At 44.4% G+C, this 13417-nt stretch carries 23 protein-coding genes; 22 read left to right on the top strand and 1 reads right to left on the bottom strand.

Going from position 1 to position 13417, the window contains the following annotated elements; all coding sequences use genetic code 11:
* Positions 1-505 precede the first annotated feature (505 nt).
* The 16 genes from PU629_RS14450 (at position 506) to PU629_RS14375 (ending at position 7534) form a co-directional block, all read left to right on the top strand.
* Complete coding sequence (locus PU629_RS14450; RefSeq protein ID WP_275280769.1) at positions 506-1012, top strand: QcrA and Rieske domain-containing protein; 507 nt, start codon at positions 506-508, stop codon at positions 1010-1012.
* A gap of 2 nt (positions 1013-1014) precedes the next feature.
* The gene (gene qcrB / locus PU629_RS14445) at positions 1015-1689 is read left to right on the top strand and encodes a menaquinol-cytochrome c reductase cytochrome b subunit (RefSeq protein ID WP_275280768.1); all 675 of its coding nucleotides are present in this window, start codon (positions 1015-1017) and stop codon (positions 1687-1689) included.
* A gap of 60 nt (positions 1690-1749) precedes the next feature.
* Positions 1750-2511 carry a menaquinol-cytochrome c reductase cytochrome b/c subunit gene (locus PU629_RS14440; RefSeq protein WP_275280767.1) on the top strand — a complete coding sequence of 254 codons (762 nt, stop codon included), beginning with the start codon at positions 1750-1752 and terminating at the stop codon, positions 2509-2511.
* A gap of 638 nt (positions 2512-3149) precedes the next feature.
* Entirely contained in the window at positions 3150-3275 is a 126-nt protein-coding gene (locus tag PU629_RS14435) for a hypothetical protein (RefSeq protein ID WP_275280766.1), read from the top strand.
* On the top strand, positions 3254-3379 hold the full coding sequence (locus PU629_RS14430) for a hypothetical protein (protein ID WP_275280765.1): 126 nt from the start codon (positions 3254-3256) through the stop codon (positions 3377-3379). Before PU629_RS14435 ends, PU629_RS14430 begins: the two co-directional genes overlap by 22 nt.
* Positions 3380-3409: 30 nt before the next feature.
* Positions 3410-3535 carry a hypothetical protein gene (locus tag PU629_RS14425; RefSeq protein WP_275280764.1) on the top strand — a complete coding sequence of 42 codons (126 nt, stop codon included), beginning with the start codon at positions 3410-3412 and terminating at the stop codon, positions 3533-3535.
* 82 nt (positions 3536-3617) lie between these two features.
* The gene (locus PU629_RS14420; RefSeq protein WP_275280763.1) at positions 3618-3743 is read left to right on the top strand and encodes a hypothetical protein; all 126 of its coding nucleotides are present in this window, start codon (positions 3618-3620) and stop codon (positions 3741-3743) included.
* An 82-nt stretch (positions 3744-3825) separates the two neighbouring features.
* Entirely contained in the window at positions 3826-3951 is a 126-nt protein-coding gene (locus tag PU629_RS14415) for a hypothetical protein (RefSeq protein ID WP_275280762.1), read from the top strand.
* Between the two features lie 30 nt (positions 3952-3981).
* Positions 3982-4107, top strand: coding sequence for a hypothetical protein (locus tag PU629_RS14410; RefSeq protein WP_275280761.1), 126 nt, complete (start codon positions 3982-3984; stop codon positions 4105-4107).
* Positions 4086-4211 (top strand): hypothetical protein, encoded by a 126-nt coding sequence (locus PU629_RS14405; RefSeq protein ID WP_275280760.1) that lies wholly within the window; start codon positions 4086-4088, stop codon positions 4209-4211. The genes PU629_RS14410 and PU629_RS14405 overlap by 22 nt, the downstream gene beginning before the upstream one ends.
* A 290-nt stretch (positions 4212-4501) precedes the next feature.
* Entirely contained in the window at positions 4502-4627 is a 126-nt protein-coding gene (locus tag PU629_RS14400) for a hypothetical protein (RefSeq protein ID WP_275280759.1), read from the top strand.
* The gene (locus PU629_RS14395; RefSeq protein WP_275280758.1) at positions 4624-4782 is read left to right on the top strand and encodes a hypothetical protein; all 159 of its coding nucleotides are present in this window, start codon (positions 4624-4626) and stop codon (positions 4780-4782) included. Before PU629_RS14400 ends, PU629_RS14395 begins: the two co-directional genes overlap by 4 nt.
* Positions 4783-4812: 30 nt before the next feature.
* On the top strand, positions 4813-4938 hold the full coding sequence (locus tag PU629_RS14390; RefSeq protein ID WP_275280757.1) for a hypothetical protein: 126 nt from the start codon (positions 4813-4815) through the stop codon (positions 4936-4938).
* 236 nt (positions 4939-5174) lie between these two features.
* The gene (gene lhaT / locus PU629_RS14385) at positions 5175-5765 is read left to right on the top strand and encodes a lipoprotein heptaprenylglyceryl N-acetyltransferase LhaT (protein WP_275280756.1); all 591 of its coding nucleotides are present in this window, start codon (positions 5175-5177) and stop codon (positions 5763-5765) included.
* A 135-nt stretch (positions 5766-5900) separates the two neighbouring features.
* Entirely contained in the window at positions 5901-6695 is a 795-nt protein-coding gene (locus PU629_RS14380; protein ID WP_275280755.1) for a sporulation protein YpjB, read from the top strand.
* A 155-nt stretch (positions 6696-6850) separates the two neighbouring features.
* Complete coding sequence (locus tag PU629_RS14375; protein WP_275284436.1) at positions 6851-7534, top strand: zinc metallopeptidase; 684 nt, start codon at positions 6851-6853, stop codon at positions 7532-7534.
* A 60-nt stretch (positions 7535-7594) separates the two neighbouring features.
* On the opposite strand, the gene PU629_RS14370 is transcribed toward PU629_RS14375, so the two are convergent.
* Positions 7595-8470 carry a YitT family protein gene (locus tag PU629_RS14370; protein WP_275280754.1) on the bottom strand — a complete coding sequence of 292 codons (876 nt, stop codon included), beginning with the start codon at positions 8468-8470 and terminating at the stop codon, positions 7595-7597.
* 231 nt (positions 8471-8701) lie between these two features.
* On the opposite strand from PU629_RS14370, the gene PU629_RS14365 reads away from it, so the two are divergent.
* The 6 genes from PU629_RS14365 to PU629_RS14340 all read left to right on the top strand — a co-directional run bounded on the left by PU629_RS14365 (position 8702) and on the right by PU629_RS14340 (position 13415).
* A complete protein-coding gene (locus PU629_RS14365; protein WP_275284435.1) occupies positions 8702-9031 on the top strand; it encodes a nucleotide pyrophosphohydrolase in 330 nt (109 codons plus the stop codon).
* A complete protein-coding gene (gene dapB / locus PU629_RS14360) occupies positions 9031-9837 on the top strand; it encodes a 4-hydroxy-tetrahydrodipicolinate reductase (RefSeq protein WP_275280753.1) in 807 nt (268 codons plus the stop codon). Before PU629_RS14365 ends, dapB begins: the two co-directional genes overlap by 1 nt.
* A gap of 43 nt (positions 9838-9880) precedes the next feature.
* Positions 9881-10297, top strand: a complete 417-nt coding sequence (locus PU629_RS14355) for a methylglyoxal synthase (RefSeq protein WP_275280752.1) — start codon at positions 9881-9883, stop codon at positions 10295-10297.
* Positions 10287-11000, top strand: a complete 714-nt coding sequence (gene bshB1, locus PU629_RS14350; RefSeq protein ID WP_275280751.1) for a bacillithiol biosynthesis deacetylase BshB1 — start codon at positions 10287-10289, stop codon at positions 10998-11000. Before PU629_RS14355 ends, bshB1 begins: the two co-directional genes overlap by 11 nt.
* A 70-nt stretch (positions 11001-11070) precedes the next feature.
* Positions 11071-12219, top strand: coding sequence for an N-acetyl-alpha-D-glucosaminyl L-malate synthase BshA (gene bshA, locus PU629_RS14345; protein ID WP_275280749.1), 1149 nt, complete (start codon positions 11071-11073; stop codon positions 12217-12219).
* Positions 12216-13415: a CCA tRNA nucleotidyltransferase gene (locus PU629_RS14340; protein ID WP_275280748.1), complete on the top strand. Its 1200-nt coding sequence runs from the start codon at positions 12216-12218 to the stop codon at positions 13413-13415. Before bshA ends, PU629_RS14340 begins: the two co-directional genes overlap by 4 nt.
* Positions 13416-13417 lie beyond the last annotated feature (2 nt).

Genomic DNA, 13417 nt, shown 5'->3' with positions numbered 1-13417 from the left:
TAAAGCGTTGCCAACTCTAGATTTTGCAAGGTCACACGAGGTAACCTGGCTCGGGGCGCCGCAGGTTCACTAGTAATTGGAAAGCAAGTCTATCGTTACTTGAGTCAAAAACAATCAAGCAGATGAAATAGAGTTCGAGTCGCCGTGCCCCATTTTCACCTATAATACGCATTAATCCGACATAATATTTTTAATAAATAAGAAAAATTTGTGAACATTTTCAAGTGTAAGAATGTCTGGTAATAAAAAACCATATGAAATCAAAGTAAAGCAAGTTAAGTGGGTGAAACAAATCTATTTAACTCAAAAGTGGCAGGAATGCGTTAAACGAGCGGGATAGGATGGATGCCCACAAAAAAACTCGCAAATTCAAAGAGAGAGATGTTTCCGATAACTGTGAAAATTTATTGACAGTTATCAGAAGATTGCGCTATCATGGGAATGTCCTAGTATTATGTGTGAACTTAATTTGTGTTCGAATTTCCGATAGAACAGGGGGGGAAATATGAGCAACAAAGAGCAAGATGTCACCAGACGCCAATTTCTCAACTACACGCTTATGGGTGTAGGCGGTTTCATGGGAGCTGCTATGATTGCGCCGATGGCACGCTTTGCTATTGATCCTTTGCTTCGTCCGAAAACGAAGGGATCGATGGTTCAGGTGGCTGATGTTAGTAAACTAACAAATGAGCCCCAGCGTTTCCAATTCAGCGTACACAGAGTAGATGGTTGGCATGAGTTTGATGAAATCAATCTCGCTTACATATTTAAGCAAGGTAACGACATTGTGGCGTTATCTCCAATTTGTACCCACCTAGGTTGCACTGTGGGGTGGAATTCAGACCCATCGTTTCCAAATCAGTTTCACTGCCCTTGTCATGGTGGACGTTATACTAAAATGGGTATCAATATTCCAGGAACACCCCCGCCGCTGCCGCTCCAAGTATTTGACGTACAAGTTAAAGACGGGAAAGTCTATCTTGGAAATGCTCATCAAAGAGAGGGGGCTTAATCATGATTCAGAAAATTTACGACTGGGTGGATGAACGGTTAGATATCACCCCGCTTTGGCGTGATATCGCTGATCACGAGGTGCCTGAACATGTCAACCCTGCCTATCACTTCTCTGCTTTTGTTTATTGTTTTGGTGGATTAACCTTTTTCACGATCGTGATCCAAATTCTTTCTGGTATGTTCTTAACAATGTATTATGTACCGGATATCAGCAACGCTTGGGATTCGGTTTACTACCTTCAGAACCAAGTGGCTTATGGTCAAATCGTTCGCGGGATGCACCACTGGGGAGCGAGTGTCACTATTGTAATGGTCTTCTTGCATACCCTGCGCGTGTTCTTTACAGGTGCTTATAAGAAACCTCGTGAGCTTAACTGGATTGTTGGGGTCCTTTTATTTTTCGTTATCCTTGGATTAGGTTTTACGGGTTATTTGTTACCGTGGGACATGAAAGCGCTCTTTGCAACAAAAGTAGGGTTGCAAATTGCGGCAGCCTTCCCGATTATTGGGAATTGGATTAAGATTTTGCTTCAGGGAAGCAGTGATATTGTTGGCGCACAGACACTCGCTCGCTTCTTTGCGATACACGTGTTTTTCTTACCAGCAGCACTCTTTGGCTTGTTAGCAGCCCACTTCCTCATGATTCGTAAGCAAGGGATTTCTGGTCCGCTTTAAGAACGTTTTTTATCTGGATCAACTCTATAAGACTAAAAAACATGAGAAGGAGGGATATTCATGCATCGTGGAAAAGGAATGAAATTTGTTGGTGATTCTCGCGTACCGGATCATGCTAAATTTGTGCCAGCCAAAGATTATTCGGAGTACCCGGGCAAAACAGAAGCGTTTTTGCCAAACTTTCTTTTAAAAGAGTGGATGGTTGGAGCTGTTTTTTTAATCGGTTTTCTGGTCTTAACCATGGCGGATCCGTCTCCTTTAGAGAAAGAGGCAGACCCGGCTGCTTCGGGCTATATTCCGCTACCTGACTGGTACTTCCTATTTTTGTATCAATTGCTTAAATACCCTTATGCATCTGGCCATTATAAACTTCTTGGAACGGTAATTATTCCTGGTATTGCCTTTCTTGCCCTCATCGTTGCCCCATGGCTGGACCGCGGTTTTGAACGCCGTCCGTTAAAACGTCCCATTTCTACTTTGATTATGCTACTTAGTCTAGTGATGATTATTTATCTCACGTGGGAATCATCCATGTCACATAACTGGGAACAATCCAAAACCCAAGGAGAAATTGTCAAACAAGTCTCGATTGACAAAAATTCAGCGGGTTATAAACTGTTCGCGCAGAACTGTTCCGGCTGTCATGGAAACAACCTTGATGGCGGAGTAGGGCCAGCATTAGTTGGCAAAAACCTCGCACCAGCAGTTGTTGAAAGCATGGCCACAAAGGGCGGCGGCCAAATGCCGGCTGGTGTCTTTAAAGGAAGTCAACAACAACTCAAAACACTTGCTAACTTCGTCTCAAGTGTCAGCAAGAAATAAGTCAGCCCACGGGCTGGCTTATTTTGTTTGGTGTAGAAATTGGAGGGAACTAACGAAGAAGCGTGGACCGACGGCGATGAGAGACAGAAAGCCGACAAAAAAGCAGCTTCAGATAAAAAGATACCAATACACTAAAACACGGCGTGACGGGAGCCCAAAGTGTGAGATGGCTCCAATAAACCAAACACGAGGCTTGAGTGGAGCCCAAAGTGTGAGAAGTGGTCTCCAATAAACCAAACACGAGGCTTGGGTGGAGCCCAAAGTATGAGAAGTGGTCTCCAATAAACCAAACACAAGGCTTGAGTGGAGCCCAAAGTATGAGAAGTGGTCTCCAATAAACCAAACACAAGGCTTGAGTGGAGCCCAAAGTGTGAGAAGTGGGCTCCAATAAACCAAACACGAGGCTTGAGTGGAGCCCAAAGTATGAGAAGTGGTCTCCAATAAACCAAACACAAGGCTTGAGTGGAGCCCAAAGTATGAGAAGTGGTCTCCAATAAACCAAACACAAGGCTTGAGTGGAGCCCAAAGTATGAGAAGTGGGCTCCAATAAACCAAAAAGCCGGTGCAGGGGTGAGGGCAGTTAAGAATGGCGTTCATCAAGGGGATGAACGCCAAAAAAGGGTTGAGAGCAGGCGAAAATGGCGTTCATCAAGGGGGTGAACGCCAAAAAAGGGTTGAGAGCAGGCGAAAATGGCGTTCATCGAGGGGATGAACGCCAAAATAAGTGGAAGAGGCAGCTGGAATGGCGTTCATCAAGGGGATGAACGCCAAAAAAGGGTTGAGAGTAGGCGAAAATGGCGTTCATCGAGGGGATGAACGCCAAAATAAGTGGAAGAGGCAGCTGGAAAGGCGTTCATCAAGGGGATGAACGCCAAAAAAAGGTTGAGGGCAGGCGAAAATGGCGTTCATCGAGGGGATGAACGCCAAAATAAGTGGAAGAGGCAGCTGGAAAGGCGTTCATCGAGGGGATGAACGCCAAAATAAGTGGAAGAGGCAGCTGGAAAGGCGTTCATCAAGGGGATGAACGCCAAAATAAGTGGAAGAGGCAGCTGGAAAGGCGTTCATCGAGGGAATGAACGCCAAAATAAGTGGAAGAGGCAGCTGGAATGGCGTTCATCAAGGGGATGAACGTCAAAATAAGTGGAAGAGACAGCTGGAATGGCGTTCAACAAGGGGATGAACGCCAAAAAAGGGTTGAGGGCAGGCGAAAATGGCGTTCATCGAGGGGATGAACGCCAAAATAAGTGGAAGAGGCAGCTGGAAAGGCGTTCAACAAGGGGATGAACGCCAAAAAAGGGTTGAGAGCAGGCGAAAATGGCGTTCATCAAGGGGATGAACGCCAAAAAAGGGTTGAGAGCAGGCGAAAATGGCGTTCATCAAGGGGATGAACGCCAAAATAAGTGGAAGAGGCAGCTGGAAAGGCGTTCATCGAGGGAATGAACGCCAAAATAAGTCGAAGAGGCAGCTGGAATGGCGTTCATCAAGGGGATGAACGTCAAAAAAAGGTTGAGGGCAGGCGAAAATGGCGTTCATCGAGGGGATGAACGCCAAAATAAGTGGAAGAGGCAGCTGGAATGGCGTTCATCAAGGGGATGAACGCCAAAATAAGTGGAAGAGGCAGCTGGAAAGGCGTTCAACAAGGGGATGAACGCCAAAATAAGTGGAAGAGGCAGCTGGAAAGGCGTTCATCAAGGGGATGAACGCCAAAATAAGTGGAAGAGGCAGCTGGAATAGCGTTCATCAAGGGGATGAACGCCAAAAAAGGGTTGAGAGCAGGCGAAAATGGCGTTCATCAAGGGGGTGAACGCCAAAAAAAGGTTGAGGGCAGGCGAAAATGGCGTTCATCGAGGGGATGAACGCCAAAATAAGTGGAAGATGCAGCTGGAAAGGCGTTCAACAAGGGGATGAACGCCAAAATAAGTGGAAGAGGCAGCTGGAATAGCGTTCATCAAGGGGAAGAACGCCAAAAAAGGGTTGAGGGCAGGCGAAAATGGCGTTCATCGAGGGAATGAACGCCAAAATAAGGTTGAGAGTAGGCGAAAATGGCGTTCATCGAGGGGATGAACGCCAAAATAAGTGGAAGAGGCAGCTGGAAAGGCGTTCATCAAGGGGATGAACGCCAAAATAAGTGGAAGAGGCAGCTGGAAAGGCGTTCAACAAGGGGATGAACGCCAAAATAAGTGGAAGAGCAGCTGGAAAGGCGTTCATCAAGGGGATGAACGTCAAAATAAGTGGAAGAGGCAGCTGGAAAGGCGTTCATCGAGGGGATGAACGCCAAAATAAGTGGAAGAGGCAGCTGGAATGGCGTTCATCAAGGGGATGAACGCCAAAAAAGGGTTGAGAGTAGGCGAAAATGGCGTTCATCGAGGTGATGAACGCCAAAATAAGTGGAAGAGGGAGCTGGAAAGGCGTTCATCAAGGGGATGAACGCCAAAAAAGGGTTGAGGGCAGGCAAGAATGGCGTTCATCGCGGCTTAACATTTGGTCCAAATAATGGCATAATAGGAAAGTCTAATCGGATTTTTAATCGGAGGCCGCGCGAATGACTTAAGACAAGCCTGCTAGACAAATAAGGTTAGGCTTGTTCAGCACAGCCTTTCCTGCCGTTGATACCATCACAACATTAAAGACTTTACAGACCACGATGAAGAAGGAATCCGTTTATGAATACGCTCGTACAATATACGCTAGGTAAGCGCTCGACGCTTGGGTTGCTGCTTGTGATCAATTTTTTAGGGACTATCTATGGGTATTATTGGTATCGTGATCAATTGAAAGCGACGCCGTTTCCGTTAAGTATTTTTGTGCCGGACAGCCCGACTGCCAGCTTGTTTTTTTGCTTAGTACTCGTTGCTTTTCTTTTTAAACGAAATTGGCCGCTAATGGAGGCACTGGCTGTCACATCGCTATTTAAATATGGGGTATGGGCGGTTGGGATGAACTTGGCTGCCGGTGCCATCGGTTATCCGCTCCAATTGGGCAATTGGATGCTAGTGGTTTCTCATGGCTCGATGGCGATTGAAGGCTTGCTCTATATCCCGTTTTATAAAATTCGTTCTTGGCACCTTGTAATGGCAGCTATTGTCCTTATAAATAATGAAATGATTGATTATGTGTTTCACGTTATGCCATGGTATCCGCCGCTTGAGCCGTACGAGCCTTATATTGGCTATATCACATTTTGGCTGAGTCTCTTTACCATTGGTTTGGTCTATTTCACTTGTGTGAAACCACGCTTTCCAAAGCGCTACTAGGTCGGCTAAGAGAAAATGCAACGATGTCACCTTTAAGAAAAAAGTTCAAAATGATCGTCATCAGCTTGTCTTTAGAGTAGGTCTAATTCTTGTCCCCTTTTCATATAATTTCGGTATACGAGGAGGGTTCCGGAGATGAGACCAAGATTCCTAGTAATCATTCTAATGGCAAGCTTTTTTATATTTCCTGGATATGGACAGGCTAAAAGTTCTCCAACCAGTGATCAGTGGTCGCATTTAACTGAATTAACAACTGATCTGTCACAAGCGGTTGACCAAAAGGATACAACGGCGAGTCTTACTTTTGTTCAGGATTTCTTGAAAACGTGGACAAAGCTTCAAAAAAGTGATGCTGCCAATTTAACGGATACAGATAGTCGAACGATGACGACGAGTTTAGATACATTGAAAATGGACTTAAACAACCAAGAGGATCCAGTTAAATTGAAACGGGATGTTGTGCAGTTGAGTTTGGTGGTCGATGCCTTATCTACAGACGGCACCCCTATGTGGATCAGTATGAGCGACCAAGTGATGAGTGCGTTAAATAATGTTCAGACAGACCTAGAAGCCAATAAAGATGAGGCGTTTCAGGTTGACCTTAATAAATTTCTCGATCTTTATCAAATGATTTATCCGGCAATGGTCATAAATGTGAGTCCGCAAAAAGTGAACCGCATAGAAGGAACGGTCCTTGTTATGACGAATAATCGGATGACCTATATCCAAAATCGTTCACAAAATATTGGACAACTCCATGCACTCGAATCCGATTTAAAGAGTGTCTTTAAAGTGCGCAGCCAGAGTGTTAATGCCCTTCCGGATGAATCGCTTCATTCTATGATGTTGGCAATGGGCGGATTAATTGGTTTGGTATTACTGTATGTCAGCTGGAAGAAGTATAGAGGCGGCGTCACCCCGACAAACTAATTCAGTCAAAGGTCTGTCACATTCGGTAAATGGTTTTTTTAAGACGTGGCCTTCAGTTGACAGAACAACCTTAGTTTGACTAAAATTGACCTTAGGAGATCGCCACAATCATTTCTTAATGGCATCTTGTTAAAAGGACAATGGAGGTAGAGATGATGGGTTACCTGATCTATTTTGTTCTCATCATGATCATTCCTTTTTGGGCTCAAATGAGAGTGAAGGGCACGTTTTCAAAATACGCGAGAGTAAGAAATAATAGAGGAATTACCGGTTATGAGGCGGCACGACGGATCTTAGATGCCAATGGGCTCTATCATATTGATATTGAGCTCATACCAGGTGAGCTCACGGATCATTATGATCCAAGAGGCAAGGTATTGAGACTGTCTGAGCAAAGCTACTACGGGGCTTCAGTAGCTGGAGTTGCGGTTGCCGCTCATGAAGTGGGGCATGCCATTCAAGATAAGAAGAACTATGCGCCGCTTCGCATGCGGCATGCGCTTGTTCCTGTCGCTAATATTGGATCAAGTCTTTCGTGGATTTTTATTTTAGCGGGTGTTTTTCTGCACCTTATGCAAGCTGCTTTAATTGGGGTTATTTTATTTGGAGCAGCGGTCTTGTTTCAAATTGTGACATTGCCTGTTGAGTTTAATGCTTCGCGCCGGGCTATGGTACAACTGCAGCAACTCGGTCTGATCGACCAAAGTGAGAAACGCCGTGCAAGATCGGTCTTAAGCGCAGCCGCTTTAACCTATGTTGCTGCCGCTTTAGTAGCCGTACTTGAGCTCTTAAGATTCGTTCTCATGTTAGTCGGTATGAATAATCGTGATAACAATTAAACCTCGGGAGATCTCCCGAGGTTTTTTAATGCAGAAATTAGAGCTGGTTCTTATTTTTTCTCAATGATCATAAAGCGGTTTTTTATTCTCATCCAATGTAAAGCCTTCACCCATAACGTCATGAATTTCGTGGACGGTGACAAAGGCGTGTGGGTCAACGCTTTGAATAAGTTGTTTTAGTCGGAACAGTTCACTTCGACTCACGACACAGTAGAGAACCTCAAGGGGGGTTTGGGAATAGCCGCCTTTACCGCTTAATAATGTAGCGCTTCGGTCGAGTTCTTTAATGATTCGATCGGCTATTTCCTCTGTGTGGAGAGAAATGATCATTAAGGCATTGGCAGCGTAAGCACCGGTCTGAATAAAATCAATGACACGTGCTGCAACGAAAACGGCAACCAATGTATACATCGCTTGTCGGAAATCTAAATAAATTAATGAAAGGACAATGACGAACGCATCCATCGCAAACATGGTTTTCCCAATCGTCAAACCGAAATAGCGATTTAATGAGCGGGCAATAATATCGGTTCCGCCTGTCGTTCCGCCAAAACGAAAGATGATGCCAAGACCAGAACCAATGAAAACACCTGCAAATAGAGCGGCAAGGGTCATGTCGCTTTTTAGAGAAAAATTAAAGGTTAACCAATACTCAAACACCCACAAAAATAAGGAAACGGCCGCTGTACTGATGAGCGTATAAACAAACACATTTTTTCCTAACAAGCGCCATCCCACAAAGAACAAAGGAATATTCAGAACAAGGTTAGAGATCCCGGGATCAATATGAAATAGGTTGTATAAAATCAAGGTAATCCCAGTGACACCGCCCTCAGCCAAATGGTTTTTAATATTAAAATTGACGAGACCAAATGAAAAGATGGCAGAGCCGAGAATCATAAAAAAGACGTTTTTAATTTTTATAGATAAGGGCATACACTCACTCCTTTAAACAACTTTTAAATTCAATATGCAAATTAGTATTCCCAAAAGATGGTACAGCATCATCCGAGATTAGTATAGATACAAAACGACTTTGTTTGCAAATAGTTCAAAGATTTGTCAAAACAGGTGATTTTTCGCTAAGATGATAAAAGAAGACGTTTATGGTTAGGATTTTACATGATTGATCTTATATAGGAGTGAATCCACTTGAGTCAAAAAACAATGGCGGAGATGCAAAAAGAAGTTGATAATTATATTGGCCAATTTAAAGAGGGCTATTTTTCACCGCTGGCATTAATGGCACGTTTGACAGAGGAACTCGGTGAACTTGCCCGGGAAATCAACCATTATTATGGTGAGAAACCGAAGAAAAAAACAGAAAAAGAAAACACAGTAGAAGAAGAGCTGGGAGATGTGTTATTTGTAGCGATCTGCTTAGCTAATTCACTTCATATTGATTTGACAACGTCATTTGATCATGTGATGCACAAATTTAATACAAGAGACAAAGGGCGCTGGACGTTAAAAACGGAAGGGCAGGCTGAAGATTAATGGCAGAACAAACAATTCGAATTGTGGTGGCAGGACCAAGAGGAAAAATGGGCAGTGAAACGATACATATGATACATAGAACGCCTCATTTTGAATTGGTCGGGGCAGTTGATACGAAAAACGAAGGGCTTGAAATTCGTGACTTAGAGGGACTTCCGGACATAAGTGCTCCGATCTATACCGATTTGGAAGCTTGTTTTTCAAATACGACTCCGGATGTTTTGATAGATTTTACACATCCTGAGGCAGGAAAGCAGCATATCCAAACCGCTTTGGCTTACAAAGTCCGCCCGGTGGTTGGAACATCAGGCTTCACAGAAGAAGAGGTTCAGCAATTTAAGGTGAAAGCTGATGCTTCTCAAGTAGGAGGAATTATCGCGCCTAACTTCGCTGTTGGAGCGGTTCTCATGATGAAATGGAGCCAAATGGCCGCTCGTTTCTTTCCAAATGTAGAGATTATTGAGCAGCATCATGACCAAAAGCGGGATGCGCCTTCTGGAACAGCGATTAAAACGGCGGAAATGATTCAAAAAGACCGTTCAACTGTCCGTCAAGGCCACCCTGATGAAGTGGAAACCATTCCAGGGGCGCGCGGTGCGAATGTTGATGGCTTTCGCATTCACAGTGTCAGACTTCCGGGGCTGATTGCTCACCAGCAAGTCTTATTTGGCGGAGAAGGGGAACTTTTAACGATACGCCATGACTCGATGAATCGCTTATCTTTCATGAATGGCGTCCAATTAGCCGTTGAAGAAGTGATGAAATTAGAAACTTTAGTTTATGGATTAGACACTATAATGTTTTAATCTTATTATAAAAATACAGAATTAAAAAAAGGGGTAGGATGAAATGAATATCGCACTTATAGCGCATGATTTGAAGAAACCGGATATTGTTCGGTTTGCCATTGCTTATGAGCCGATCTTAAAGCAGCACCATCTCTATGCAACAGGGACGACGGGGCAGCGCATTATGGAGGCGACAGGGCTTAGCATCCAGCGTTTTCAATCAGGACCGCTTGGCGGGGATCAGCAAATTGGAGCGATGATCGCTGATAATGAGATGGATATGGTGATCTTCTTTAGAGATCCTTTGACAGCACAGCCGCATGAGCCTGATATCAGTGCCTTGATGCGCTTAAGTGATGTTTACCAAATACCACTTGCAACGAATATGGCCAGTGCTGAACTTCTCATGCATGCTCTTGCCCGTGGAGAGCTTCATTGGCGTGATATTGTAAAGGATCGCGATACGGATGGTAAATAAAACGCCTATCTCCCTAGATCTATTGGCTTTTGGTGCTCATCCGGATGATGTGGAGATTGGAATGGGCGGAACGCTTTGCCTTTATGCAAGAAAAGGCTATAAAGTAGGCATTGTTGACTTAACGAAAGCAGAGCTCTCTTCTAATGGAACGGTAGAGCGCCGGCAAAAAGAGGCGCGAGAGGCGACGAAAGCCATAGGCCTTGCCTACCGTGAGTGTCTCGATTTTCCTGACAGAGGGCTGATGCAAGATCCGCAAGCGGTGATCAATACCATAGTCGACATTATTCGTTCGACAAAACCGAAGCTTGTCTTTGCTCCGTTTGAGCAGGATAGGCATCCCGACCATGGCCATTGCGGAACACTTGTTAAAGAAGCGGTTTTTTCAGCGGGTGTTGAGAAATATAAAGGGAATAAAGGGTGTTCCAGACATCGTGCAGATGACCTTTACTTTTATTTTATCAATGGCTTTCATAAGCCCGATTTCTTAGTGGATATTACGTCTGTACAAGAAGAGAAAATGAAGGCATTAAAGTCTTATAGGAGTCAGTTTGTCATTGAAGAAGGGGGCATTGAGACCCCTTTAACCAATGGTTATATAGAAACGGTCGAAAGCCGTGATCGTCTTTTTGGAAAGGAAGGCGGTCTGACTTTTGCTGAAGGATTTCGCACTTCAAAGCCGCTCGTCGTAAAATCATTGTTATAAGGCAAGCTGGTCAAACCATAACTCTTATAATGAATTCATTTTCCAAATACAAGTTAGAAGGTGGTCAAACTTGAAGACCTTAAAAATAGGTATTACGTGCTACCCGACTGTCGGGGGTTCTGGAGTTGTCGCCACAGAGCTTGGAAAAAAACTAGCGGACAGAGGTCATGAGGTACATTTCATAACATCGAGTATTCCCTTTCGGCTCGATACGTTTTCAAGAAATATCTTTTTTCACGAGGTGGAAGTGAATCAGTATGCCGTCTTTCGTTATCCTCCGTATGATCTCACATTAGCGAGTAAAATGGCAGAGGTTGCCGTGCGCGAAAAACTTGATATTTTGCATGTTCATTATGCCGTTCCTCATGCGGTCTGTGCCTTTTTGGCCAAACAAATGGTAGGGGATCATTTGAAAATCGTGACGACTTTGCATGGAACGGATATTACGGTATTAGGCTTTGATCCGACACTTAAAGCCATGATTCGCTTTGGGATTGAAAATTCGGATTGTGTGACCGCTGTTTCTCATGACTTGGTTGTTCAAACAAAAGAGTTGCTTGAAACAGAGCGAGAAATTGTGCCCATTCATAATTTTGTGGATGAATCCATCTACTTTAAACGGGAAGATAACGGTCTTAAGGAAGCGTATCACATTTCCCCGGAAGAAAAGGTGCTCACCCATATTTCGAATTTCCGAGAAGTGAAGCGGGTTCCAGATGTTGTGAAGACCTTTGCAAAAGTAAGGGAGAAATTGCCTGCGAAGCTCTTGTTGATAGGAGAAGGTCCTGAATTGCCCCGTGTCACACGTCTTGTGAAAGAGTTGGGACTCAGTCAGGATGTTCTGTTTTTAGGTCGGCAAGAAAATGTAGCGGAGATCTTGTCGATTAGTGATTTGGCCCTCTTGCTTTCATCAAAGGAAAGCTTTGGCCTCATTTTATTAGAAGCTGCTTCCTGCGGGGTACCGGCAATTGGCACCTATGCAGGGGGGATTCCTGAGGTGGTGAAGGACGGCTATACGGGTTATCTTGTCGAAATCGGCGATGTGGAAGCTGCCTCTCAAAAGGCCATTCATCTGCTGAGTCATCCAGAACTGCATGAACAGATGGGTTATAACGCTCTAAGTGTCGCAAGGAATGAGTTTCTTTCCTCTCGCATAGTCGAGCAATACGAGAAGGTCTATGAAGATGTCTTGAAGGATAAAAAGGCGGTTATAAGATGACCTCTCCGTTTGAAGAAGCGACCCCCATATTGGATCGCCTCATTCAAAATGGGGAATCCGCCTATATTGTCGGAGGGGCAGTTCGTGATTCACTGCTTAAAAGACCGATTCATGATATTGACATTGCAACGTCTGCTCTTCCTGAAAAGGTCCTCTCTCTTTTTGAAAATACCGTTCCTGTGGGGTTAAAGCATGGAACGGTTCTTGTCATTTGGGGAGGGAAACCTTATGAAGTGACGACCTACCGCTCAGAAGCAGGGTATTCGGATTATCGCCACCCGGACCAGGTGACGTTTGAAAAAGACATTATGGTTGATCTTTCGAGACGGGATTTTACGATGAATGCGATGGCGATCGACAGAAGCGGGAAGTTGATCGATCCTTTTAATGGCTGTAAGGACCTTTTAAATAGACAGCTTGTGACAGTCGGAGAGCCCTCTAAACGGTTTGAGGAAGACCCTCTCAGGATGCTTAGGGCTTGCCGGTTTGTCAGCCAATTGGACATGACACCATCAAATAAGCTCGTGGACGCGATGATCAAGAAAGCATCGCTGATTCAGAACATCTCCATCGAACGGGTTCGTGAGGAATTAAGCAAGTGTTTAGAAGGGCTTGTGCCTCATAAGGGCTTTGAACTGGTTGAGAAAACCCATTTATCACAGTATATACCGGGCCTAGAGCAACTTTCAGGAGCACTGGATCGAATTAAAAAGGTAAACTTTCATGGTTTGCAATCGGCTGCCGAGCGCTGGACGTTATTGTTTTACGCATTGGATAGAGAGGTTACTGCCGATTTGCTGCTTGCCTTCAAATTTTCTCGGCGCCTAACTCAGTCTATTCTTGATTTGTCTCGCTTTTTCAAGATCTATGAAAAGACTCGTCTCACCTTGTTTACCCTCTATCACTACGAGGAAGAATTGCTTTATGCAGCGGATCGACTTGGACAAGCCATAGGGAACGAGACTAGAAAGGGACAAATTGAAGCATTAAAAGAACAACTGCCTATCCAGTCACGCGATGATTTACTAATAACGGGGCGGGACTTACTCGAGTGGACGGGTCTGAAAGGCGGGCCTTGGGTAGGAGAACTTCTGTCCGAGATTGAAGATGAGATAATAAAGGGATCATTGGTTCATTCTTATGATGCTATACGAGAGTGGGTATTCGAGTGGATGAAAAGAAACAAGACATATTAAGA

Origin of the sequence: Pullulanibacillus sp. KACC 23026 (assembly GCF_029094525.1) — a bacterium.
In the GTDB taxonomy this organism is placed as follows: Bacteria; Bacillota; Bacilli; order Bacillales; family Sporolactobacillaceae; genus KACC-23026.
This window is presented reverse-complemented; position numbering and strand designations above follow the sequence as displayed.